A 22,618-nucleotide genomic window follows, 5' to 3' on the forward strand; every position below is an offset into this window, starting at 1 on the left:
AAATCACAGGCCTTCGAAATCGAATTCGGTACCGGCCTGCTGCTTGACGATGCGCTCGAGCATCTCGCCCAACTGCTCTTCGCTCTTGTCGCACATCCAGCGTTCGCTTTCTTCGTCGTAGTCGAAGTGGAAACCACCGGAGACAGCGGCCAGCCACAGCTGACGCAGCGGTTCCTGACGACTGAAGATCAGCTGGGTGCCGTTCTCGAACTTGACGGTCAGCACACCGGCCGAGTTCTCCATGTCGATGTCCAGGTCGCTGTCGTCGAAGATGTCTTCCAGTTTTTCCTGGGTTTCATCGACCAGATCGTGGAAACGGGCTTCGGACAAACTCATTGCGGCAACCTCAAAAAATGTCTGATCAGGCTCAAGCGCCGCAAGATACGGTCGCTGCCAGCCGATTGCAAAGGATAACGACCAAGCGCCCTGCCCGGCGACGAAATATCCACCCGTCACGCGGGAAAAGTTTCTTCGTCGCAGCCCGAGCCCCGCCGGACGGGAGTTCCGTCGCATAGGCAAGCTGCCGGGTGGCCGGTATACTCCGGCGCAATTAACGCATATTCAAGGATTTCGCCATGAAGCGCCTGATCTCTTCCCTTGCTGCGCTCGTCGCGGTTGCCTGTCTCGTTTCGGCCTGTGGTCAAAAAGGCCCGCTGTACCTGCCCGATGAAGATCAGGACCCGGCCGCACAAGCCCAGTCTTCGCAAAAGCAGCCTGCCTCCAAGGCACACAAGCACGACGTTTACTAAGGGATCGCCATGGACGCTTTTAACTACCGTGGCGGGGAGCTGTTCGCGGAAGGTGTGGCGCTGTCCGCCATCGCCGATCGCTTCGGCACACCGACCTACGTCTACTCCCGCGCCCACATCGAGGCCCAGTACCTGGCCTACGCCGATGCGCTGGCCGGCATGCCGCACCTGGTGTGCTACGCGGTCAAGGCCAACTCCAACCTCGGCGTACTGAATGTCCTGGCCCGTATCGGCGCCGGTTTCGACATCGTGTCCCGTGGCGAGCTGGAGCGCGTCCTGGCCGCCGGTGGCAGCCCCGACAAGATCGTGTTCTCCGGTGTCGGCAAGACCCGTGACGACATGCGTCGCGCGCTGGAAGTCGGCGTGCATTGCTTCAACGTCGAATCCACCGACGAGCTGGAGCGCCTGCAAGTGGTCGCCGCCGAGCTGGGCGTTGTCGCGCCGATCTCGCTGCGCGTGAACCCGGATGTCGATGCCGGCACTCACCCGTACATTTCCACCGGTCTCAAAGAGAACAAGTTCGGCATCGCCATCGCCGACGCCGAAGACGTGTATGTGCGTGCCGCGCACCTGCCGAACCTGGAAGTGGTTGGCGTCGATTGCCACATCGGCTCGCAACTGACCACCCTGCCGCCGTTCCTCGACGCCCTCGATCGCTTGCTGGATCTGGTGGATCGTCTGGGCGATTGCGGCATCCATCTGCGCCACATCGATCTCGGTGGTGGCCTGGGTGTGCGTTATCGCGATGAAGAGCCGCCGCTGGCCGCCGACTACATCAAGGCTGTGCGCGAGCGTCTCGACGGGCGTGATCTGGCCCTGGTGTTCGAGCCAGGCCGCTTCATCGTCGCCAACGCCGGCGTGCTGCTGACTCAGGTCGAGTACCTCAAGCACACCGAGCACAAAGACTTCGCCATCGTCGATGCCGCCATGAACGACCTGATCCGCCCGGCCCTGTACCAGGCGTGGATGGACGTGACTGCGGTCAAACCGCGCGACACCGCCGCTCGCAAGTACGATGTAGTCGGCCCTATCTGCGAAACCGGCGACTTCCTCGCCAAGGATCGCGAGCTGGCGCTGGAAGAAGGCGACCTGCTGGCCGTGCATTCGGCCGGTGCCTACGGTTTTGTGATGAGCTCCAACTACAACACTCGCGGCCGTGCCGCCGAAGTGCTGGTAGATGGCGATCAGGCATTTGAAGTGCGTCGCCGCGAGACCGTGGCCGAGCTGTTTGCCGGCGAAAGCCTGCTGCCGGAGTAACCCCATGCTGCTGCGTTTTACCAAGATGCACGGCCTGGGCAACGACTTCATGGTCCTCGACCTGGTCAGCCAGCACGCGCACATTCAGCCCAAGCACGCAAAAATGTGGGGCGACCGGCACACCGGCATCGGCTTCGACCAGTTGCTGATCGTCGAGGCGCCGAGCAATCCGGATGTGGATTTCCGTTACCGGATCTTCAACTCCGACGGCTCCGAAGTGGAACAGTGCGGCAACGGTGCGCGCTGCTTTGCACGCTTCGTGCTCGACAAGCGTCTGACTGCCAAGCGTCTGATTCGCGTCGAGACCAAGGGCGGCATCATCGAACTGGACGTGCGTAACGACGGCCAGATCGGCGTGAACATGGGTGCCCCGCGTCAGGTGCCGGCGGATATTCCGTTCCAGGCGACCGAGCAGGCCCTGAGCTACCAGGTCGACGTCGACGGTACATCGGTCGAGCTCGCAGCGGTGTCGATGGGCAACCCCCACGCCGTGCTGCGCGTGCAGGACATCAACACCGCACCGGTGCATGAACTGGGGCCGAAAATCGAACATCACCCGCGCTTTCCGGCGCGGGTCAATGTCGGTTTTATCCAGGTCATCGACCGTAATCGCGCACAACTGCGCGTCTGGGAACGCGGTGCCGGGGAAACCCAGGCCTGCGGCACCGGCGCCTGCGCTGCTGCTGTAGCTGCGATCAGCCAGGGGTGGATGGATTCGCCACTGTTGATCGACCTGCCGGGCGGGCGCCTGTCCATCGAATGGGCAGGCCCTGGCCAACCGGTGCTGATGACCGGTCCGGCAGTGCGTGTATACGAAGGACAAGTCCGTCTTTGAGTGAGCAGAAGCCATGACCGATAAGCCTCAGGTACCCGCCCGACAGTCCGGTGAAACAGCGTCCGAGAGCCTGGAGGCGGCAGCGGTTGCCGCGTACCTGGAGGCTCATCCGGACTTCTTCGTCGAACATGAAGAACTGCTGCCGTCCCTGCGCATCCCCCATCGTCGCGGCGACACCGTGTCGCTGGTCGAGCGCCAGATGTCCATCCTGCGCGACCGCAACATCGAGATGCGTCACCGCCTCTCGCACTTGATGGACGTGGCCCGTGACAACGATCGCCTGTTCGACAAGACCCGTCGCCTGATCCTCGCCCTGATGGACGCCGCCACCCTGGAAGACGTGGTGATCAGCGTCGAAGACAGTCTGCGCCAGGATTTCCAGGTGCCCTTCGTCAGCCTGATCCTGCTCGGTGACAACCCGGCTCCGGTCGGCCGCTGGGTGACCCACGCCGACGCGCAAACCGCCATCGGCGGCCTGCTCACCGAAGGCAAGAGCGTCAGCGGCAGCCTGCGCGAACACGAACTGGACTTCCTGTTCGGCGAAGAACAGCGCAAACAGATCGGTTCCACCGCCGTGGTCGCTGTCAGCCACCAGGGCATCCACGGGATTCTGGCCATCGCCAGCCGTGATCCGCAGCACTACAAGAGCTCGGTCGGCACGCTATTCCTCAGCTACATCGCCGAAGTCATGGGCCGCGTGCTGCCACGGGTCAACAGCTCCCTGCGCTCGGTACGCTGAGCATGGAACGACAACTGGACGCTTACTGCGAACACCTGCGCAGTGAGCGGCAGGTGTCGCCGCACACGCTGACAGCCTACCGGCGCGACCTCGATAAAGTCCTCGGCTGGTGCAACAAACAGAACGTCGACAGCTGGCAGGCCCTGGACATCCAGCGTCTGCGCAGCCTGATTGCCCGCCTGCATGCCCAGGGCCAGTCCTCGCGCAGTCTGGCGCGCCTGCTCTCGGCGGTGCGCGGTCTCTATCACTATCTGAATCGCGAAGGCCTTTGCGATCACGACCCGGCGACCGGTCTTGCGCCGCCAAAAGGCGAACGTCGGCTGCCGAAAACCCTCGACACCGACCGCGCCCTGCAACTGCTCGAAGGCGCCGTGGAAGACGATTTTCTCGCTCGACGTGATCAGGCGATTCTGGAGTTGTTCTATTCCTCCGGCCTGCGCCTGTCGGAGCTGACCGGGCTCAATCTCGATCAGCTGGACCTCGCCGACGGCATGGTTCAAGTGCTCGGCAAGGGCAGCAAGACGCGCCTGTTGCCCGTGGGTAAAAAGGCTCGGGAAGCGCTGGAGCAATGGCTGCCACTGCGAGCGCTGACCAACCCGGCGGACGATGCGGTATTCGTCAGTCAGCAAGGCCGACGCCTGGGCCCGCGCGCGATTCAGGTGCGGGTCAAACTGGCCGGCGAGCGCGAACTGGGGCAGAACCTGCACCCGCACATGCTGCGGCACTCGTTTGCCAGCCATTTGCTGGAGTCCTCCCAGGACCTGCGCGCCGTGCAGGAACTGCTCGGCCACTCGGACATCAAGACCACCCAGATCTACACCCACCTGGACTTCCAGCACCTGGCGGCGGTCTACGACAGCGCCCATCCACGGGCCAAACGCATGAAAGGCGACGATTCATGAGCATCCAGTTGATCACCTTCGACCTCGACGACACCCTGTGGGACACCGCCCCGGTGATCGTCAGCGCCGAAGCGGTTTTGCGCGAATGGCTGAGCGAACATGCGCCGAATCTGGGCGCGGTGCCGGTGGAACATCTGTGGTCGATCCGCGAACGGGTGCTGGCCAGCGAGCCGGGACTCAAGCACCGCATCAGTGCGTTGCGTCGGCGGGTGCTGTTCCACGCCCTTGAAGAAGCCGGTTATGCCCACGGTGAAGCCTCGGAGCTGGCGGACAAGAGTTTCGAAGTGTTTCTGCATGCCCGGCATCAGATCGAGGTGTTTCCGGAGGTCGAGCCGATCCTGGAAACCCTCGCCAAGCATTACGCCCTCGGCGTGGTCACCAACGGCAACGCCGATGTACGCCGCCTCGGGCTGGCGGATTACTTCAAGTTTGCGCTGTGCGCCGAAGACATCGGCATCGCCAAGCCGGATGCGCGGCTGTTTCAAGAAGCGTTGCAGCGCGGTGGCGTGAGCGCCGAAGCGGCGGTGCATATTGGCGATCATCCGGGAGATGACATCGCCGGGGCACAGCAGGCCGGCTTGCGTGCGATCTGGTTCAACCCGGCGGGCAAGCTCTGGGAGGCGGAGCGTTTGCCGGATGCCGAAATTCGCAGCCTGACCGATCTGCCCGCCGTGCTCGCCCGCTGGAACAGCCGCGGCTAGATTTCTTTCGCCCATGAAAAAGCCCGCAGCGACGGCGGGCTTTTTCAGCAAGCAAGCGACACGCCTCAGATAGGGCGGCTGCCGTACTTGTTGTCCGGCTTCTTGGGCGGATCGGCGACCACGTTGGCCTCCACTTCCTGCACCTTGCCGCCGCGCGCAAGGAACTCTTCCATGGCCTTGGCCAGGGCATCGCGCTCCTTGTTCTTGGCTTCGATGCTCGGCAACTCATCGACCGACACCGCAGCCTTGGCCTTGCCTTTGGCAGCCGGGGCCGGCGTATCGTCACCGCCATCGTCTTCAGCAACGTCTTCCGCTGCTGCTTCCAGACCGTCCTCGGCCTCGTCTTCGTCGCCTACTTCGAGGTCGTCGTTTTCCAGATCATCGTCGCTCATGTTCTACCTCATGACTTGCGAAAAGCAGATTAGTTATAGACCAGCTTTGGCGACTGTCGAAAGTCGCCGTAAAAAAATCGGTAACCATTGGTGACCAACGGCTTATGCCTCTTCACCGTGCAAGGTGGCGAGGACTTTACGGGCACCGCCATGATCGCGGTGCTCGCCCAGGTAAACGCCTTGCCAGGTGCCCAGTGCCAGCCGACCCGCCGAAACCGGCAAGCTGATCTGACAGCCCAGCACGCTGGCCTTGAAGTGCGCCGGGAGGTCGTCCAGGCCTTCGTCGTTATGCTCATAGCCGTCTGTTCCTTGTGGGATCAGACGATTGAAAAATCGTTCGAAGTCGCGACGTACCGCCGGATCGGCGTTCTCGTTGATGGTCAACGACGCCGAGGTATGCTGCAGCCACAAATGCAACAGACCGACCCGGCATGCCTTGAGTTCAGGCAGTCCGGCGAGCAACTCTTCCGTTACCAGATGAAAGCCCCGGGGCCGTGCCCGCAGGGTTATCAGAGTCTGTTGCCACATACAGTTCTCCGCACGTTCGGGGCGCATTCTAGCGCGCTCTGAAAAAAAACAAAGGCCCTAATATTCCTTCAATGATGTAAGCCATTGGCCGTAGAAAAACACCCGCCGTAAACACGACCAAAGCAGTACGAAAAATCCTTTCAGCCATCTCAAGGATGACAAATTCCGGACAAAAAAATGCCCGGCGAACCGGGCAAGTTTTTTTGAGGCGCGTACTTACAGGTTGTAGCCGCGCTCGTTGTGTTGTGCCAGGTCCAGGCCCACCGATTCTTCTTCCTCGGTAGCGCGCAGCCCCATCACGGCATCCAGCACCTTGAGGATGATGAAGGTGACGATCGCGGTGTAGATCACCGTGAAGCCGACGCCTTTGCACTGAATCCAGACTTGCGCGGCAATGTCGGTGACGGTGCCGAAGCCACCCAGCGCAGGCGCGGCGAACACACCGGTCAGGATCGCACCGAGAATACCGCCGATACCGTGCACGCCGAAGGCGTCCAAGGAGTCGTCATAGCCGAGTTTGCGTTTCAGGGTGGTGGCGCAGAAGAAGCACACCACGCCGGCGGCCAGACCAATGATCAGCGAACCCATCGGGCCCACGGTACCGGCCGCCGGAGTGATTGCCACCAGACCGGCAACCACGCCCGAAGCGATACCCAGTGCGCTCGGTTTGCCGTGGGTGATCCACTCGGCGAACATCCAGCCCAGTGCAGCGGCGGCGGTTGCGATCTGAGTAACCAGCATCGCCATGCCGGCCGTGCCGTTGGCGGCTGCGGCGGAACCGGCATTGAAGCCGAACCAGCCGACCCACAGCATGGCGGCGCCCATCAGGGTGTAACCGAGGTTGTGCGGCGCCATCGGGGTAGTCGGGAAGCCTTTGCGTTTGCCCAGCACCAGGCACGCCACCAGACCGGCGATACCGGCGTTGATGTGCACCACGGTGCCGCCGGCGAAGTCGAGCACGCCCCAGTCACCCAACAGCGAGCCCGGGCCACTCCAGACCATGTGCGCAATCGGCGCATACACCACGGTGAACCAGACGCCCATGAACACCAGCATCGCGGAGAACTTCATGCGCTCGGCGAAGGCACCGACGATCAGCGCCGGAGTGATGATGGCGAATGTCATCTGGTAAGTGACGAACACGGCTTCAGGGAACAGCGCCGCCGGGCCAGTAATGCTGGCAGGCGTGATGCCCGCGAGGAAGGCCTTGCCGAAGCTGCCGACGAAGGAGTTGAAGTTGACGACGTTGGCTTCCATCCCGGTGGTGTCGAACGCCATGCTGTAGCCATAAAGGAACCACAGGATGGTGACCAGGCCGGTAATGGCGAAGCACTGCATCATCACGGAAAGAATGTTTTTCGACCGAACCATGCCGCCGTAGAACAGCGCGAGGCCGGGAATGGTCATGAACAGCACGAGGGCCGTCGAGGTCAGCATCCAGGCGGTATCGCCGGAATTGAGGACTGGAGGCGCCACCGGATCTGCCGCCAAAGCCAGGCCGGGCATTACGATGGACAACAGGGCGCCTAGCCCTGCGAATTTACGCAGAGTCATATTGTTTTCTCCTGGGGCGTTGGGTTTGTGGCGGCGTTTAGATCGCGTCGGTATCGGTTTCGCCGGTACGGATGCGAATCGCCTGTTCCAGATTGACCACGAAGATCTTGCCGTCACCGATCTTGCCGGTGTTGGCAGCCTTGGTTATCGCCTCGATAACCCGATCCAGATCCTTGTCGTCGATGGCAACGTCGATTTTCACCTTGGGCAGAAAATCGACCACGTACTCCGCGCCGCGATACAGCTCGGTGTGACCCTTCTGCCGCCCGAAGCCTTTGACTTCAGTAACGGTAATGCCCTGCACGCCGATTTCGGACAGCGACTCGCGCACGTCGTCCAACTTGAACGGCTTGATGATGGCAGTGACTAGCTTCATGAAACTCTCTCCCGAATTGGTGGACTTGCCCCAGGAAAACAAACCCGACTCAAGTCTAAGCGCAGTGCCTGGCTTTGTAACGCATCGTCGGCCTTACCTGCCCGACTGACGCCAGCTAACCGCTGCTGACGAAACTCCCCGCTCCGCCTGCCGCACTGCATTCGTCACAGCGACTGCATCAGTGCATGGGTCACTACCGACTAAGCAGAAAGCTTGCCATCTCGCCAAAATCCCCTGATTTCAATCCCTTGGCCGCTGCCGAAGATGCCATCACCGAAATGGCACACGGGATACGCACAACAACGGTGCGCAGCCGTTCGTCCTTTTGCGCGAAAAGCGTGCATCCCGGCCAACGCAAATGACTATAGACACTGCGTGATACACTGCCGGCCATTGTTTCCAGGACATATCCCATGCTCGCGCCCAAAGACTTCCTCGACGCCCTGAGCGGCACCGCCTCCCGCCTGTTCAGCGGCGACACGCCCTTGCCAAAAGCCGAAATCGAAAGCCAGTTCAAGATGCTGCTGCAAAGCGCCTTCAGCAAACTGGACCTGGTGAGCCGCGAAGAGTTTGATAGTCAGATGGTGGTGCTGGCGCGCACTCGCGCTCGGCTTGAGAGCCTTGAGGCGAAGGTGGCTGAGCTGGAAGCGAAGCTGACGCCGCCGGCTGAGTGAATGTTACGAAAGCTAAAACCGCTCCTGCCGAGGCAGGAACGGTTTCCGTCGGTTCAATTCCTACAGCGAATTATTCCAACGGTCTCGCAGAATCTCGTACAGGCGAAAAGCCCATAGCGCGATCCTGACGAGGCGCCACATATGTTTAAGAAACTTAGACATATTTTGGCCCTCCTTGCGTGGGGCCAAACCTCCGATGCTCTTTCCGGCATACGAACACCTTCGGGACTACACGTGAGTGTGTCCACCAAGGCGGCCGGGTGTGGGTCCCCCAAAACAGCACCGGCACGGGTCTCACACCGTGTCGAGGAACATGAAATCTTTACGCTCCCGGCCACACTTTACGGACACTCCATGAGTGGGCATCGTCGTAGCGGATGGTATTGCAGTCCTTGAGAATGCATTTAAACAAGTTGTATCAAGCCATTAAGCATGTTTTCCCGGCATATCTGGCACGTCATGTCCTGATGAGCGCCAAGTGACTTTGACGCTTGCATCAAGGAGCAAACCTGCATACTCTCAGCGAACGTGAGTGTGTCCACTAAGGATGCGCAGGCCTTGGCCTCACTGAAGCCTGCAACTGAAAACCGTCTCCTCAAGGCGGTTTTTTTTCGCCTCGAGATAGCTGCGACAATCGGTTTTCTGAGGAATAGTCACAGCAACTGTTTAGCCCCCAAGCCGTGTCACACCTCAATCCGCCCACACCAACGTCCTTCGCTCACGTAAGTACCGTCCTACAAGGACTGTCCCCCACACCTGATTACGTGAGTATCCCTGCCTTCGCTACCTTCTGCGGCCTGATCCAAACAGAACACAGACACGAGAGGTGCCTATGAAACAGAAGAAGCAGAAAAAACAGCCATTACTCGCATCCTGGCTTCGTGCAGAAGCGCCCAGTTTGGCCGATACGATTTATGCCAGTCAGCGGCACTTTTTGAAGGTCGCCGCGACCTATGGCAAAGAATTGGAGCCTGATGGCTGGCTCGCCGGTGGCGGAACCTGAATCCCGCATTAAGAGACCGTCTAGTTGGCGGTTTTTTTACGCCTGAAGATTAGTCATTTCGATTCCGGCAACATCCAGTGAAGCTTTGCCCAGGCAATTGCCTCTTCAACACCGTCCTCCCCGGCTACCCTTAAAAAACCCGCAGGAAGCGGCCCCCGATTCAACCCAAGGAATGCCCATGTCCCTCGCCATCGTCCACAGTCGCGCCCAGATTGGCGTGGATGCTCCCGCCGTCACCGTCGAAGTCCACCTGGCCAATGGTTTGCCCTCGCTGACCATGGTCGGGTTGCCGGAGGCAGCAGTGAAGGAGAGCAAGGATCGGGTGCGCAGCGCGATCATCAATTCCGGGCTGCAGTTTCCGGCGCGGCGGATCACGTTGAATCTGGCCCCGGCGGATTTGCCCAAGGATGGCGGGCGGTTCGATCTGGCGATTGCGCTGGGGATTCTGTCGGCGAGCGTGCAAGTGCCGACATTGACGCTGGATGACGTGGAATGCCTGGGTGAACTGGCGTTGTCCGGTGCCGTGCGGCCGGTACGCGGTGTGTTGCCCGCAGCACTGGCGGCGCGCAAGGCCGGTCGGACGCTGATGGTTCCGCGGGCGAATGCCGAGGAAGCGTGCCTGGCATCAGGGCTGAAGGTGATCGCGGTGGATCATCTGCTGGAGGCGGTGGCGCATTTCAATGGGCATACGCCGATCGAACCTTATGTTTCGGACGGGTTGATCCATGCCGCCAGGCCCTATCCCGACCTGAATGAAGTTCAGGGTCAACTGGCCGCCAAGCGGGCGCTGCTGATAGCGGCGGCGGGCGCGCATAACCTGCTGCTCAGCGGGCCACCGGGAACGGGCAAGACGTTGCTGGCCAGTCGATTGCCGGGGTTGCTTCCGCCTCTGGCCGAGAGTGAGGCGCTGGAAGTGGCTGCGATTCAGTCGGTCGCCAGTGGCGCCCCGCTCACCCATTGGCCGCAACGGCCCTTTCGCCAACCGCACCATTCGGCCTCCGGGCCGGCACTGGTCGGTGGCAGCTCAAAACCTCAGCCTGGCGAAATCACCCTCGCCCACCACGGTGTGCTGTTTCTCGACGAACTGCCGGAGTTTGATCGCAAGGTGCTGGAGGTTCTGCGCGAACCCCTGGAGTCCGGGCATATCGTCATCGCACGCGCAAAGGATCGCGTGCGCTTCCCCGCACGTTTTCAACTGGTCGCGGCGATGAACCCGTGCCCCTGTGGATATCTTGGCGAGCCAACGGGGCGTTGCTCGTGCACCCCGGACATGGTGCAGCGTTATCGCAACAAGCTGTCGGGGCCGCTGCTCGACCGGATCGACCTGCACCTGACCGTTGCACGGGAAGCCACTGCATTGAACCCGGCAATCAAACCCGGCGAGGACAGCGCCAGTGCAGCAGTTCAGGTCGCCGAAGCTCGGGAGCGACAGCAAAAGCGTCAAGGCTGCGCCAATGCGTTTCTGGATCTGCCGGGGTTGCGCAGACACTGCAAGTTATCCACCACCGATGAACACTGGCTGGAGTCTGCATGCGAACGACTGACACTTTCACTGCGTTCGGCGCATCGGTTGCTCAAGGTTGCACGGACACTGGCCGATATAGAGAAGGTTGATGCCATCTCCCGCGAACATCTGGCCGAAGCGCTTCAGTATCGCCCAGCGACGCAATGACGGTATGGACAGGCTGTTTGCAAGTGGTCTGCGCCGGCTGAAAATAAAGTCCGCGCACGCTGATAGCCATTAGCCAAGATGTGATATAACGACGGCGCTCTTCATCAGGCACCAGAGCTTTTAGTTAAAGGTTCAAACTTTAAAGCAATATAAAATGGAGGCGGCACATCATGGAAAAGATCTCTTCAGCCCACCGGGCGCAATATACTTGATCAATTAAAATCGTCATGAGACGGCAGACTTAAAACAACTGCCGATGACAGATTTCAATGGCGAACGCGCCAAGACAATATCAATCAATCAATTGTCCACGCGCACCAGCTGATCCAACTTTGTTTTGCCACGGCAAATTTTATAAGTACCAGTCAATAATGAAAAACGTCTACCTGATCAGCAATGTCACCCGTGGCGGCAAAACATACCTCGAATACCTGATCCCTGCGCTCAATGCCCTGCGCAACACCTACAACTGCATCGTCCTGCAAACAGACAAGACGGGGCTGAGCCGGCAAGAGGCAGAAGAAATCCTCGACTACCCGGTTCAGCAGGTAGGCGTAGAAGAGATTTCGAACCTGGAATCACAAATCGTCATTTCAAACGACGCCTGGGTTGGCCGCCTGCTCGACGATTCGAACTTTGGCATCTTCATGACCCACGGCAATATCGGAATGCCGACCAAGGACAAGTATTACTACGCCGAACTGACGTCCTATTGGGACGTGGTCATTGCTTCATCCCGATCAGGTTTTGACCTGATCAAAACCGGCCTGCAACGCTACAGACCCGACAGAAAAGCCCTGAAATCCCTGATTGCCGATGGCATCGCATTGCGCACCGACATGCGCAAGACAAGTCCGGTCGCGACGTTGCCAATCAAGGTCCCCCGGTTCTTCGAGTCCGCTCCGGTGTCGAACAAGGCGTCGGGGGACTACGTTGTCGGGCTGCTGCCGACCCAATTGGGCATTTGCCCAAGTGGCGCGTCGCTGTACGAAAACCTGCAAACCGTGATCAATGCCGTCAGGTCACAGATTGCACATGCCCGGTTCATCCTGCGTCCGTACATGGCCGACCTCGAGCATCCAACCCTGAAGGACCTGTGCAAACAGCTCTCTGTGTATGACTGGATCACCATAGACGAGCCGGGCACCAGCAGCACGGTTTTCTACCAGCAGTGCGACACCATCATTACCGATGCCTCGACCGGTGGTGTTTCGTTCATGCTCAACTCGTGCAAGCTGCCAATCTATTACGTTCCGACGTCCGATGAATGCAATCCGATTGTCGACGCCTGGTTGCAACAGATGAATAACCTGCTGCCCATCGCCAAAAACGGCGACGAACTAAAAGAGCTGGCACTGGGTTTCAGTCTGATGTCCCCCGACGACAACTATTTTATATACAAGAAGTTCTACGAAACGCAGTACCGCAACTTGCCATTACCGCAGGATGTGTTTCATGACTTGATCGAAAACAAGCATGACTCGATGTTCTGCCAGTTAACCATCGACTCCTTTGGCAATATCAAAGAACGTGACTGAACACAGATAAAGCGCGTTGAACCTGCCGCAAGATTCAACGCCATTTACCCACACGGAACACTGGTCAGAACGCTATGAAATGTGACCCTCACGCGCAGGTGATATGGATTACGGGCCTCTCAGGCGCCGGCAAATCAACGCTGGCCGGTGAGCTCGTTGCCCGTCTGCGCAGCGATGGCCAATCGGTTGTGATGCTCGATGGCGATGAGCTGCGCGAGGTGTTCGGCGCCACCGCTGCCAACTCGCAGAACCATGGCCGTGAAGGTCGACTCGCGCTGGCCATGCAATACGCCCATCTCTGCAGGATGATCGCGGCGCAAGGCCACACCGTGGTGATCGCGACGATCTCGCTGTTTCGTGAAGTTCATGCGTGGAACCGCGCCCATCTGCCCGGTTATTTCGAGGTTTACCTGAAAGTACCGGTAGAGGAACTCAGCCGCCGGGATCCCAAGGGCATTTACCGTCGGTTTCATGCCGGTGAACTGAACAACGTTGCCGGACTTGATCTGCCCATTGATGAACCACAAGCGGCGGACTGGCTGGTTGAATTCGACCCCCTGCGCTCCGGGCAAAGCCTGGCAGACGATTTACTCAATAAAATTTATACAAGGAATCTGGTATGAAAACCGAATGGGATTACACCACCCTGGCCGACGCCTATCTGAAGCGTCCTGACTACGCCGATGCCGCCATCGACGCGATGCTCTCGATCGCAGGTGCCGAACAGGGTGACAAGTTCTGCGACGTGGGTGCTGGCGTTGCTCACCTGACGCTGATGCTGGCCGCTCGTGGCCTGGACGTCACCGCCGTGGAGCCCAACGATGCGATGCGCGCCAACGGCATCAAGCGCACCGCCGAGCTGACCAATGTCAAATGGCACGAAGGCACCGGCGAAGTGACCGGTCAGGCGACCCAGGCGTTCGACATGGTCACCTTCGGCAGCTCGTTCAACGTCTGCGACCGCCAGCAGGCCCTGAAAGAAACCGCGCGCATTCTCAAGCCTCGTGGCTGGTTCGCCTGCATGTGGAACCACCGCAATCTCGAAGACCCGATCCAGGCCCGGATCGAAGCCATCATCAAGGAGCGCGTACCGGGTTATGGCTACGGCACCCGTCGCGAAGACCAGACGGCTGTGATCGACGCCAGCGAACTGTTCGGCCCGGTCGTACACCTGGACGCCCGTGTCATTCACGAGCAGAGCATCGAAGAATGCCTGGAAGCCTGGCGCTCCCACGCCACGCTGGAGCGTCAGGCCGGTGCGAACTTCCATGAAGTGATCAGCGCCATCGACGACTACCTGAAAGGCCTGCAGACGCCTTCGATCCAGATTCCGTACTCGACGAACATTTGGGTCGCTCAGCTGAGATAACACCTGATGGCCCTGCATTTCTCTACCAAGGCCGGCACTCTGTCCCGCCTGCAAGGACGACTCGTGTCGGCCCGCATTGCGCCGCTGCTGGCATTCACCGTGGCGGACTGGCAACGGGATCGGCAAGCCTGTGTCCAGGCTGTCCAGGGACGGCTGCCTGCCGCGCCCTGGATCGTGCGTTCCAGCTGCGGACGTGAAGACAGCGCCCAGGCGTCCTTCGCGGGCGCCTTCCTGTCGATCCCGGATGTCGACGACACCGGGCTGGCCTCGGCGGTTGAACAGGTCATCGCCAGTTATGGCGAGGTGTATCCGTCGGACGAGATACTGGTCCAGCCCATGCTGGGGAATGTGCTGCGCTCCGGCGTGGCGTTTTCACATGACCCCAACACCTGCGCGCCGTATCGGGTGGTGAACTGGTCGGAAGGCAGCGACACGGCCTCGGTGACCGGTGGCATGGGCGGTCGGCTCTGGCAGCAGGCGGCCCACAGCAAGGTTTCAGCGCCAGCAGCGCTCGAGCCTGTGGTCGGCTTGCTCGAAGAGTTGCTGGAGCTGTTCGGCGGCGAGCCTGTCGACTGCGAGTTTGCAGTCACCCGTGAAACCGAAGGCGAAGTGCTCTGGCTGTTACAGGCCCGGCCGCTGATTCTGCCTTCCCGTCCGGAATCCGATGCAGAGCAATCGGCCCGTCTGGAAAGCATTCAGCGCAAAGTGGCGCGCGGCATGCGTCCACATCCATTCCTGATCGGCCAGCGCACGGTCTATGGCGTGATGCCTGACTGGAACCCGGCCGAGATCATCGGTATCCGGCCCAAGCCGTTGGCACTCTCGCTGTACCGGGACCTGGTGACCGACTCCATTTGGGCGTACCAGCGTCACAACTACGGCTACCGCAACTTGCGCAGCTTTCCGCTGATGCCGCATTTTTTCGGTCTGCCCTATATCGATGTGCGCTTGTCGTTCAACTCCTTCATTCCGGCAGACCTTGATGAAGATCTGGCCGGGCGGCTGGTCGACTACTACATCGATCGGTTGCTGGCGGAACCGACACTCCACGACAAGGTTGAGTTCGAGATCGTGTTCTCGTGCTACACCCTGGATCTGTCGCAACAACTGGAACGCCTCGCCGATGCAGGCTTCCAGCCCCACGAGCTGGACGCGATCAGCACCAGTCTGCGCAAGCTGACCAACCGTATCGTCCACCCCAAGGACGGTCTGTGGCGCAGCGATGCCAACAAACTCGATGTGCTCAATGCCCGCCGCGATGAGTTGCTGGCTTCCGATGCCGATCCGCTGGAGCGCATTTACTGGCTGCTGGAAGATGCGAAACGCTACGGCACCCTGCCCTTCGCCGGTCTGGCGCGCGCCGGCTTCGTCGCCGTGCAGATGCTCAGGTCGCTGGTGTCCGTGGGCGTGTTTTCGCAGGCAGACTACGATGCGTTCATGGCCGGTGTTTCCACCGTCAGCGGGCAATTGGCACGCGACCGGGCGACGCTCGACAAGACGACTTTCCTGGCGCGTTACGGGCATCTGCGACCGGGCACCTACGACATCCTTTCACCCCGCTACGATGAAGCGCCGGAGCTTTATTTCGACTGGACTCAACGTCCGGCCGCTCCGGAACCGCTTCAACCGTTTTCGCTGACACTGCCACAGATGCGCGAGATCGTGAAACTGCTCGAAGCCCATGGCTTGCAGCCCGATCCGGTCGGTTTGCTGGACTTCCTGCAGAACGGTATCGAACTGCGGGAACTGGCCAAGTTTCACTTCACCCGCAATCTCTCCGACGCGCTGGCGTTGATTGCGCAAGTCGGTGCCGAGCACGGTATCGGTCGCGAAGACCTGGCCTATTGCGATATCCGCGCCTTCACCGAACTGCACGTGGCGGCAGCGGATCCGAAAGAGGTGCTGCTGCGCAGCATCGAACAGGGCAAGGCGCGCTATGCCGAGACGCTCAAGGTCTCCCTGCCGCCGGTGATCACCCGACCGGAAGATGTCTGGAGTTTCGAGTGGCCGGAAACGGCGCCCAATTTCATCACCCAGAAACGCGTGACCGCGCCGGTTGTGCTGTGCGACGACCGGGACAAACTCGCCGGGGCGATCGTCTGCATTCCCAACGCGGATCCGGGGTTCGACTGGCTGTTCGCCTACCCGATTGCCGGATTGATCACAGCGTGGGGCGGTGCCAATTCGCACATGGCGATCCGTGCCGGCGAGCTGGGCTTGCCGGCCGTCATTGGTGCGGGGGAAGTGCTTTACCGGCGCTGGTCAACCGCAGATTTCCTGCACCTGGATTGCCCGGGCCGCCGGGTGGAGATGATGACATGAAGGTTGTCGCCGTCAGTCAGCGAGTGGACAGTCATCCGGAACGCGGAGAAACCCGTGATGCGCTGGATCAGCGACTGATCGGTTTCCTTCTGGCAGCCGGTTTTGTCCCGGTGCCGGTGCCCAACGGTTTGCCGCTCGATCACTGGCTGGCGGCTGTCGTGCCACACGCCATTGTGCTGTCGGGGGGCAATGACATCGGTCAGTGCCCGGCCCGCGACCGTACCGAAAGCGAGTTACTGGATCACGCGCGCGCGCGTCAGTTGCCAGTGCTGGGCATTTGTCGCGGCATGCAGATGCTGGCGCACTGGTCCGGCGGCGAGCTGAAACCGGTCACCGGTCATGTGCGAACCCGGCATCAGTTGTCCGGCCGGATCGTCGCCGAAGTGAACAGCTATCACGGCCTCGCTCTTGCCAGTTGCCCGCAGGGGTTTGAAGTCATGGCCCGTAGCGAAGACGGGGAAATCGAAGCCGTCCGCCACCTTCAGCTGCCGTGGGAAGGCTGGATGTGGCACCCGGAACGTGAAGCGGATTTTGCCTTCCACGATCTTCAGCGAATCCGGCAGTTGTTCGGCGAACCCCACTCCTCTCAATAACCCACGGGATAGACGTGTTGTGAAAGCCATTATTCTGGCTGCCGGACGTGGCAGTCGCATGAAAAGCCTCACGGATGAGCGCCCCAAGTGCCTGGTCGAATTGCGAGGCAAACCCTTGCTCGAATGGCAGTTGGAGTCCCTGCGCGCGGCCGGTATCAGTGAAATCGCCGTGGTCACCGGCTACAAGCGTGAGTTGCTGGCCAACCGTGGCCTGATCGAGTTTCACAACCCGCGCTGGGCGGACACCAACATGGTGTCGTCACTGGCCTGCGCCGAATCGTGGCTGCAGGGGCAGCCGTGCATCGTGAGTTATTCCGATATTTTCTACAGCCCGGCGGCCGTTCAGTCGTTGATGGCCAACACGGCGTCACTGGCGGTGACCTATGACCCCAACTGGCTGGAACTGTGGACGCAACGTTTCGGCGATCCGCTGCTGGATGCCGAAACCTTCCGCCTGACCGACGCCGGCACGCTGGCGGAAATCGGCAACAAGCCGCAATCGGTGGACGAAGTTCAGGGCCAATACATGGGACTGCTGCGCTTCACCCCCGAGGGCTGGGCAGAGGTCGTTCGGCTACGAGCCGAGCTGACCCCGGAACAACGCGACAAGATGCACATGACCAACACGCTGCAGCGCGTCATCGATGCTGGCCAGGTTCCCGTCGAAGCCGTTGCTTACACGGGAGAATGGGGAGAGGTCGACTCCAGCGAAGACCTCTCCGCGTACCAGTAAGCAGGTACGTCGCCTCAGCGGAAGCGGTCGACCTCTTGGCGCAGGTCGGCTGCCAGGCCTTCCAGCTCCTTGGCGGTGATTGCCAGGTTCGACACCACTTCACGCTGCTCGCTGTTGGCCATCGCAATGCTCTGCAGATTGCTGCTCAACAACGTCGCGGTGCTGCTCTGCTCCTGAGTCGCGGTGGTGATCGCCGCGAACTGCTGACCCGCCGAACGGCTCTGCTCATCGATCCGCGCCAGCGCCGACGCGACGTTGGCGTTACGCGACAGGCCTTCCTGCATCAGCACATTGCCCTGTTCCATGGTGCTGATGGCGTTGCCGGTTTCCTGCTGGATGCTGTGGATCATCCCGGAGATCTCGTCAGTCGCCTGACGAGTACGCGACGCCAGATTGCGCACTTCATCAGCCACCACGGCAAAGCCGCGACCTTGTTCACCGGCACGGGCGGCTTCGATGGCCGCGTTGAGCGCCAGCAGGTTGGTCTGTTCGGCAATCGAGGTGATCACGCTGACGATGCCGCCGATTTCCTGGGAGCGCTGACCGAGCGTGTTGATCACGGTTGCCGTGGTGTTCAGCGCGCCGGCAATCTGCTCCAGCGAGGACGACGCTTCTTCCATCGAGCTGCGACCGATCTGAGTCTGCTGCGCATTTTCCTGGGCCAGACGCTGGGTGTTGCCCATGTTGTCGGCAATGTTCAGCGAGGTGGCGGAGAACTCTTCAACCGCACCCGCCATGCTGGTGATCTCGCCGGACTGCTGCTCCATGCCTTCATACGCGCCGCCGGACAGACCGGACAGCGCCTGCGCACGGCTGTTGACCTCTTCCGAAGCGCGGCGGATGTGCTCGACCATGGTCGACAGCGCCTGGCTCATCTGGTTGAAGGCACGGGCCAACTGACCGATTTCATCGTTGCTCGACACGTTCAGGCGCACGCTCAGATCGCCGGCACCCAAGGCTTCGGCCTGACGCACCAGATCACCCAGCGGTTGCAGTTTGCTGCGCAGCAGCCACACCGCCGAACCGACCGCAATCAGCATCGCCAGCAGGCTGCCGATGGCCAACTGGATGCCAACGCTCCAGGTCACTTCGCGGATCTCGGATTTCGGCATGCTCGCCACCACCGACCACGGTCCACCGTCGAACGGTACGGCGATGCTGTAGAAGTCTTCGGACTTGTCGCTCCAGAACCGGCCCTTGCCAGGCGTCTTCGCCAGACCGTTGACCACCGGGACCGCTTGATCCGGCGCCTGCACGCCCGCTGGCGCAACCAGCCACTTGTTCTGCTCATCCAGCAGCGCCAGGGAACCGCTCTGGCCGATGCGGAAACGCTTGAGGTTGTCGAACTGGGCGTTTTGCGCGTCGGTGTAATCGAAGCCGACGAACAACACCGCGATCACCTTGCCGCTGCTGTCACGCACCGGGGTGTACTGAGTCATATAGGAACGATCAAACAGCAGCGCGCGGCCGACGTAGCCCTGGCCCGCCATCAACTTTGCGTAGGCCGGGTGAGCGTGATCCAGCAAGGTGCCGATGGCGCGAGTGCCGTCCTGTTTGGTCAGCGAGGTACTGACCCGCACGAAGTCTTCGCCGCTGCGCACGAACAGCGTGGCAACGCCCGCCGTCATCTGCTTGAATTCGTCCACTTCCTTGAAGTTGTTGTTCAACACTTCGCTGCCCAGGTGCAGGCCCGGGGTCTGGGTGCCCGCCACACTGACCGGCTCGCTCGGGTGAATGCTCAGGCCCGCGCTGAAGCGCTTCTCGAACAACCCGCTCAGGCGCTGGGTGCTTTCACGCAGCGTGCCGTGGAAAGTGCTCAACTGGTCGGCGAGCAGACGTGCCTCGCTGGCCAGGTGTTCTTCACGGGTGGCGAGGTTGGCGGTATCCAGCGAACGCAGGGCGAACACCGTACTGCCACTGATGACAACCGCCAGTATCACGGCGAGCGCGAGGCCCAGCTGCGAGGCGATCCGGGCGCGAGGTTGAGACATGGACAGCTCCTGGCCGAGTCTGCGGATCCTCCCTGATCGCGGCTCGGAAAATTCTAATAATGGGGGTGAAGCCTGGAACCGGCACGACGGTCCCACTTGCACGTATTCGGCGGTAAAACCGAATACTTGAGTACGCAGCGGGGTTATGGCCGAAGGCCGGCATTGTGGCGGCTCGAACGTTTCAGCTCAAGCGCGTGACCGGCGGCAGCACCATGGCGTGGACTTCGCCTTGCAGGAAGTCGCTGAGCCGGCGTAAACGTTCACCTCCCGGACGGGTCTTTGGCCACACCAGGTAATAATTCAGCCCGCTGGCAACCGCCGTCGGCCACGGCAGACTCAAACGCCCTTGCGCGACATCTTCGGCCACCATCAGCAAATCGCCCATCGACACGCCATACCCCCGGGCCGCCGCGATCATCCCCAGTTCCAGGGTATCGAACACTTGCCCACCCTTGAGCGATACCTGATCCGACAGTCCCATGTGCTCCAGCCAACTGCGCCAGTCGCGGCGATCCGGCGTCGGGTGCAGCAATTCGGCGCTGGCCAGTCGCGCCACATCCCAGGGCTGGTCGTGCAAAAGGCTCGGGGCGCCGACCGGAATCAGCTCTTCCGGGAACAGCAGGCTGGCCTCCCAGTCCGGCGGAAAATGCCCGTCGCTCAGCAGCACCGCGCAATCGAAGGGTTCGTTGTTGAAGTCCACCGAATCCACATCCATCCAGGCACTGGTCAGTTGCACTTCATTGCCCGGCTGCAAATGGCGGAAGCGACTGAGCCGCGCCAGCAGCCAGCGCATGGTCAGGGTCGACGGGGCCTTCATGCGCAGGATGTCATCTTCGGCGCGCAAGGTATTGCAGGCCCGCTCCAGCGCGGCGAACCCCTCGCGGATGCCCGGCAGCAGCAAGCGCGCCGATTCGGTCAGTTGCAAATTGCGTCCGCTGCGATGGAACAGCCGACAGGCGAAGTGCTCTTCGAGCGTGCGGATATGCCGGCTGACCGCACTTTGAGTGATCGACAGTTCTTCGGCAGCGCGGGTGAACGAACTGTGGCGTGCCGCCGCTTCGAATGCGCGCAGGGCATACAAGGGTGGAAGGCGACGGGACATGTACAGCGCTCCAATGGCGGGATTGCGCCAACTTAGCAGAATTGCTCCTGGATGAGTTTTAATCATGCCACCCATCCTTTTTATCCCTTTGTGCAAGCCGCGCCAAACCCTGAGAATCGACGGTCTCTTGCTCCCTCTTTATACGGATGTGAACACCATGCAGCGTCCTGTGCGTACCGAACTCTGGGCCATCCTGCGGCTGGCGGGGCCGTTGATTGCCTCGCAGTTGGCACACATGCTGATGGTGCTGACCGACACCCTGATGATGGCCCGCCTCAGCCCCGAAGCGCTGGCCGGTGGCGGTCTGGGCGCGGCGAGCTATTCGTTCGTGTCGATCTTCTGCATCGGCGTGATCGCGGCGGTCGGCACCTTGGTCGCGATCCGTCAGGGCGCCGGCGACATCATTGGCGCCGCCAAGCTGACCCAGGCCGGGTTGTGGCTGGCGTGGCTGATGGCGCTCGGTGCCGGGCTGCTGCTGTGGAATCTGAAACCGGTGCTGTTGCTGTTCGGCCAGACCGAGACCAACGTCAACGCGGCCGGGCAGTTTCTGATCGCGCTGCCGTTTGCCCTGCCCGGCTACCTGAGCTTCATGGCCCTGCGCGGCTTCACCAGCGCCATCGGCCGGGCGACACCGGTGATGGTCATCAGCCTCGCCGGCACCGTGGCCAACTTCCTGCTCAATTACGCGCTGATCACCGGCATGTTCGGCCTGCCGAAACTGGGGCTGACCGGTATCGGCCTGGTCACGGCGATTGTTGCCAACTGCATGGCACTGGCGCTGGCGTGGCATATCCGTCGACATCCGGCCTATAACGCTTACCCGCTACGCGAGGGCCTGTCGCGGCCAAACCGGCAGTACCTGAAAGAACTCTGGCGCCTGGGTCTGCCGATTGGCGGCACCTACGCGGTGGAAGTCGGGTTGTTCGCCTTCGCGGCGCTGTGCATGGGCACCATGGGCAGTACGCAACTGGCAGCGCACCAGATTGCCCTGCAAATCGTCTCGGTGGCGTTCATGGTGCCAGCGGGGATGTCGTATGCGATCACCATGCGCGTCGGCCAGCATTACGGCGCCGGGCAATTGAACGATGCGCGGATGTCCGGGCGGGTCGGCATCGTCTTCGGTGCGGTGGTGATGCTGGGGTTTGCGATGGTGTTCTGGTTGCTGCCGAATCAGCTGGTCGGGTTGTTCCTCGATCACAACGATCCGGCGTTTGCCGAGGTCATCCGCCTGGCCGTGAGCCTGCTGGCAGTCGCAGCGTGGTTCGAACTGTTTGACGGCACCCAGACGATTGCGATGGGCTGTATTCGTGGGCTGAAGGATGCCAAAACCACGTTTCTGGTCGGGCTCGGTTGCTACTGGCTGATCGGCGCGCCGGCGGCGTGGCTGATGGCGTTCCATCTGCACTGGGGACCGACCGGCGTTTGGTGGGGGCTGGCGCTGGGCCTGGCCTGCGCGGCGATCAGCCTGACGCTGGCGTTCGAATGGAAAATGAAGCGGATGATTCGCCTGGAGCCTGCACCCTCGAAGCCGTTCGCAGTCGCCCAGCCTGAATAGGTGTTTCCCTGTGGGGGCAGGCTTGGTCCCACA

23 protein-coding genes are annotated in these 22,618 nt (G+C 61.0%); 16 read left to right on the plus strand and 7 right to left on the minus strand.

Features of this window, described 5'->3' with window-relative positions:
* Window positions 1–3: 3 nt before the first annotated feature.
* A complete protein-coding gene (gene cyaY / locus AC07VV_RS10040; RefSeq protein WP_007951887.1) occupies window positions 4–336 on the minus strand; it encodes an iron donor protein CyaY in 333 nt (110 codons plus the stop codon).
* 239 nt (window positions 337–575) lie between these two features.
* Between cyaY and lptM the strand changes: the two genes are divergently transcribed.
* From lptM to AC07VV_RS10070, 6 genes are read left to right on the plus strand one after another with little or no spacing between them, the layout of a single operon-like run.
* On the plus strand, window positions 576–749 hold the full coding sequence (gene lptM / locus AC07VV_RS10045; RefSeq protein ID WP_085731736.1) for an LPS translocon maturation chaperone LptM: 174 nt from the start codon (window positions 576–578) through the stop codon (window positions 747–749).
* Window positions 750–758: 9 nt separating this feature from the next.
* Entirely contained in the window at window positions 759–2,006 is a 1,248-nt protein-coding gene (gene lysA / locus AC07VV_RS10050; protein ID WP_495036130.1) for a diaminopimelate decarboxylase, read from the plus strand.
* A 4-nt stretch (window positions 2,007–2,010) separates the two neighbouring features.
* Window positions 2,011–2,841, plus strand: coding sequence for a diaminopimelate epimerase (gene dapF / locus AC07VV_RS10055; RefSeq protein WP_096817338.1), 831 nt, complete (start codon window positions 2,011–2,013; stop codon window positions 2,839–2,841).
* A 13-nt stretch (window positions 2,842–2,854) separates the two neighbouring features.
* Complete coding sequence (locus tag AC07VV_RS10060; protein WP_114886291.1) at window positions 2,855–3,580, plus strand: DUF484 family protein; 726 nt, start codon at window positions 2,855–2,857, stop codon at window positions 3,578–3,580.
* Between the two features lie 2 nt (window positions 3,581–3,582).
* Window positions 3,583–4,482 (plus strand): tyrosine recombinase XerC, encoded by a 900-nt coding sequence (gene xerC / locus AC07VV_RS10065; protein WP_495036131.1) that lies wholly within the window; start codon window positions 3,583–3,585, stop codon window positions 4,480–4,482.
* A complete protein-coding gene (locus tag AC07VV_RS10070; RefSeq protein ID WP_495036132.1) occupies window positions 4,479–5,183 on the plus strand; it encodes an HAD family hydrolase in 705 nt (234 codons plus the stop codon). The genes xerC and AC07VV_RS10070 overlap by 4 nt, the downstream gene beginning before the upstream one ends.
* A gap of 65 nt (window positions 5,184–5,248) precedes the next feature.
* Here the strand turns inward: AC07VV_RS10070 and sutA are convergent, their stop codons facing one another.
* The 4 genes from sutA to glnK all read right to left on the minus strand — a co-directional run bounded on the left by sutA (window position 5,249) and on the right by glnK (window position 8,033).
* Window positions 5,249–5,575 carry a dormancy-specific transcriptional regulator SutA gene (gene sutA, locus AC07VV_RS10075; RefSeq protein WP_007951900.1) on the minus strand — a complete coding sequence of 109 codons (327 nt, stop codon included), beginning with the start codon at window positions 5,573–5,575 and terminating at the stop codon, window positions 5,249–5,251.
* A gap of 102 nt (window positions 5,576–5,677) precedes the next feature.
* The gene (locus AC07VV_RS10080; protein WP_085731425.1) at window positions 5,678–6,103 is read right to left on the minus strand and encodes a secondary thiamine-phosphate synthase enzyme YjbQ; all 426 of its coding nucleotides are present in this window, start codon (window positions 6,101–6,103) and stop codon (window positions 5,678–5,680) included.
* A 216-nt stretch (window positions 6,104–6,319) separates the two neighbouring features.
* Window positions 6,320–7,657 (minus strand): ammonium transporter, encoded by a 1,338-nt coding sequence (locus tag AC07VV_RS10085; RefSeq protein WP_495036133.1) that lies wholly within the window; start codon window positions 7,655–7,657, stop codon window positions 6,320–6,322.
* Between the two features lie 37 nt (window positions 7,658–7,694).
* Complete coding sequence (gene glnK, locus AC07VV_RS10090; protein ID WP_002555808.1) at window positions 7,695–8,033, minus strand: P-II family nitrogen regulator; 339 nt, start codon at window positions 8,031–8,033, stop codon at window positions 7,695–7,697.
* 413 nt (window positions 8,034–8,446) lie between these two features.
* Between glnK and AC07VV_RS10095 the strand changes: the two genes are divergently transcribed.
* The 9 genes from AC07VV_RS10095 (at window position 8,447) to AC07VV_RS10135 (ending at window position 17,937) form a co-directional block, all read left to right on the plus strand.
* Window positions 8,447–8,707 (plus strand): accessory factor UbiK family protein, encoded by a 261-nt coding sequence (locus tag AC07VV_RS10095; RefSeq protein WP_011336527.1) that lies wholly within the window; start codon window positions 8,447–8,449, stop codon window positions 8,705–8,707.
* Between the two features lie 832 nt (window positions 8,708–9,539).
* Window positions 9,540–9,710: a hypothetical protein gene (locus tag AC07VV_RS10100; protein ID WP_495036134.1), complete on the plus strand. Its 171-nt coding sequence runs from the start codon at window positions 9,540–9,542 to the stop codon at window positions 9,708–9,710.
* 178 nt (window positions 9,711–9,888) lie between these two features.
* Entirely contained in the window at window positions 9,889–11,382 is a 1,494-nt protein-coding gene (locus AC07VV_RS10105; RefSeq protein ID WP_495036135.1) for a YifB family Mg chelatase-like AAA ATPase, read from the plus strand.
* A gap of 269 nt (window positions 11,383–11,651) precedes the next feature.
* On the plus strand, window positions 11,652–12,920 hold the full coding sequence (locus tag AC07VV_RS10110; protein ID WP_495036136.1) for a hypothetical protein: 1,269 nt from the start codon (window positions 11,652–11,654) through the stop codon (window positions 12,918–12,920).
* A gap of 74 nt (window positions 12,921–12,994) precedes the next feature.
* Window positions 12,995–13,543 (plus strand): adenylyl-sulfate kinase, encoded by a 549-nt coding sequence (locus AC07VV_RS10115; RefSeq protein WP_495036137.1) that lies wholly within the window; start codon window positions 12,995–12,997, stop codon window positions 13,541–13,543.
* On the plus strand, window positions 13,540–14,289 hold the full coding sequence (locus AC07VV_RS10120; RefSeq protein WP_495036138.1) for a class I SAM-dependent methyltransferase: 750 nt from the start codon (window positions 13,540–13,542) through the stop codon (window positions 14,287–14,289). The genes AC07VV_RS10115 and AC07VV_RS10120 overlap by 4 nt, the downstream gene beginning before the upstream one ends.
* A gap of 6 nt (window positions 14,290–14,295) precedes the next feature.
* Complete coding sequence (locus tag AC07VV_RS10125; RefSeq protein ID WP_495036139.1) at window positions 14,296–16,611, plus strand: PEP-utilizing enzyme; 2,316 nt, start codon at window positions 14,296–14,298, stop codon at window positions 16,609–16,611.
* Window positions 16,608–17,204, plus strand: coding sequence for a gamma-glutamyl-gamma-aminobutyrate hydrolase family protein (locus AC07VV_RS10130; RefSeq protein ID WP_495036140.1), 597 nt, complete (start codon window positions 16,608–16,610; stop codon window positions 17,202–17,204). The genes AC07VV_RS10125 and AC07VV_RS10130 overlap by 4 nt, the downstream gene beginning before the upstream one ends.
* Window positions 17,205–17,223: 19 nt before the next feature.
* Window positions 17,224–17,937 carry a phosphocholine cytidylyltransferase family protein gene (locus tag AC07VV_RS10135; protein ID WP_495036141.1) on the plus strand — a complete coding sequence of 238 codons (714 nt, stop codon included), beginning with the start codon at window positions 17,224–17,226 and terminating at the stop codon, window positions 17,935–17,937.
* Between the two features lie 14 nt (window positions 17,938–17,951).
* Here AC07VV_RS10135 and AC07VV_RS10140 read toward each other — a convergent pair whose 3' ends face one another.
* Window positions 17,952–19,928, minus strand: coding sequence for a methyl-accepting chemotaxis protein (locus AC07VV_RS10140; protein WP_495036142.1), 1,977 nt, complete (start codon window positions 19,926–19,928; stop codon window positions 17,952–17,954).
* A 181-nt stretch (window positions 19,929–20,109) separates the two neighbouring features.
* Window positions 20,110–21,030, minus strand: coding sequence for a LysR substrate-binding domain-containing protein (locus AC07VV_RS10145; RefSeq protein WP_273538012.1), 921 nt, complete (start codon window positions 21,028–21,030; stop codon window positions 20,110–20,112).
* Window positions 21,031–21,187: 157 nt separating this feature from the next.
* Here AC07VV_RS10145 and AC07VV_RS10150 point away from each other — a divergent pair, with 157 nt between their 5' ends.
* Entirely contained in the window at window positions 21,188–22,585 is a 1,398-nt protein-coding gene (locus tag AC07VV_RS10150; protein WP_495036143.1) for a NorM family multidrug efflux MATE transporter, read from the plus strand.
* Window positions 22,586–22,618 lie beyond the last annotated feature (33 nt).

Source organism: Pseudomonas sp. GW821-FHT02C04, from assembly GCF_059421845.1.

Excerpts from the sequence above, each read along its gene's own strand:
- dapF (WP_096817338.1), top strand. The coding sequence starts at position 2,011 with ATGCTGCTGCGTTTTACCAAGATGCACGGCCTGGGCAACGACTTCATG.
- xerC (WP_495036131.1), top strand. The coding sequence starts at position 3,583 with ATGGAACGACAACTGGACGCTTACTGCGAACACCTGCGCAGTGAGCGG.
- AC07VV_RS10110 (WP_495036136.1), top strand. The coding sequence starts at position 11,652 with ATGGCGAACGCGCCAAGACAATATCAATCAATCAATTGTCCACGCGCA.
- AC07VV_RS10105 (WP_495036135.1), top strand. The coding sequence starts at position 9,889 with ATGTCCCTCGCCATCGTCCACAGTCGCGCCCAGATTGGCGTGGATGCT.
- AC07VV_RS10080 (WP_085731425.1), bottom strand. The coding sequence starts at position 6,103 with ATGTGGCAACAGACTCTGATAACCCTGCGGGCACGGCCCCGGGGCTTT.
- AC07VV_RS10125 (WP_495036139.1), top strand. The coding sequence starts at position 14,296 with ATGGCCCTGCATTTCTCTACCAAGGCCGGCACTCTGTCCCGCCTGCAA.
- AC07VV_RS10115 (WP_495036137.1), top strand. The coding sequence starts at position 12,995 with ATGAAATGTGACCCTCACGCGCAGGTGATATGGATTACGGGCCTCTCA.
- AC07VV_RS10070 (WP_495036132.1), top strand. The coding sequence starts at position 4,479 with ATGAGCATCCAGTTGATCACCTTCGACCTCGACGACACCCTGTGGGAC.
- AC07VV_RS10085 (WP_495036133.1), bottom strand. The coding sequence starts at position 7,657 with ATGACTCTGCGTAAATTCGCAGGGCTAGGCGCCCTGTTGTCCATCGTA.
- AC07VV_RS10150 (WP_495036143.1), top strand. The coding sequence starts at position 21,188 with ATGCAGCGTCCTGTGCGTACCGAACTCTGGGCCATCCTGCGGCTGGCG.
- lysA (WP_495036130.1), top strand. The coding sequence starts at position 759 with ATGGACGCTTTTAACTACCGTGGCGGGGAGCTGTTCGCGGAAGGTGTG.
- AC07VV_RS10060 (WP_114886291.1), top strand. The coding sequence starts at position 2,855 with ATGACCGATAAGCCTCAGGTACCCGCCCGACAGTCCGGTGAAACAGCG.
- AC07VV_RS10145 (WP_273538012.1), bottom strand. The coding sequence starts at position 21,030 with ATGTCCCGTCGCCTTCCACCCTTGTATGCCCTGCGCGCATTCGAAGCG.
- cyaY (WP_007951887.1), bottom strand. The coding sequence starts at position 336 with ATGAGTTTGTCCGAAGCCCGTTTCCACGATCTGGTCGATGAAACCCAG.
- AC07VV_RS10140 (WP_495036142.1), bottom strand. The coding sequence starts at position 19,928 with ATGTCTCAACCTCGCGCCCGGATCGCCTCGCAGCTGGGCCTCGCGCTC.
- AC07VV_RS10095 (WP_011336527.1), top strand. The coding sequence starts at position 8,447 with ATGCTCGCGCCCAAAGACTTCCTCGACGCCCTGAGCGGCACCGCCTCC.
- lptM (WP_085731736.1), top strand. The coding sequence starts at position 576 with ATGAAGCGCCTGATCTCTTCCCTTGCTGCGCTCGTCGCGGTTGCCTGT.
- glnK (WP_002555808.1), bottom strand. The coding sequence starts at position 8,033 with ATGAAGCTAGTCACTGCCATCATCAAGCCGTTCAAGTTGGACGACGTG.
- sutA (WP_007951900.1), bottom strand. The coding sequence starts at position 5,575 with ATGAGCGACGATGATCTGGAAAACGACGACCTCGAAGTAGGCGACGAA.
- AC07VV_RS10100 (WP_495036134.1), top strand. The coding sequence starts at position 9,540 with ATGAAACAGAAGAAGCAGAAAAAACAGCCATTACTCGCATCCTGGCTT.
- AC07VV_RS10130 (WP_495036140.1), top strand. The coding sequence starts at position 16,608 with ATGAAGGTTGTCGCCGTCAGTCAGCGAGTGGACAGTCATCCGGAACGC.
- AC07VV_RS10120 (WP_495036138.1), top strand. The coding sequence starts at position 13,540 with ATGAAAACCGAATGGGATTACACCACCCTGGCCGACGCCTATCTGAAG.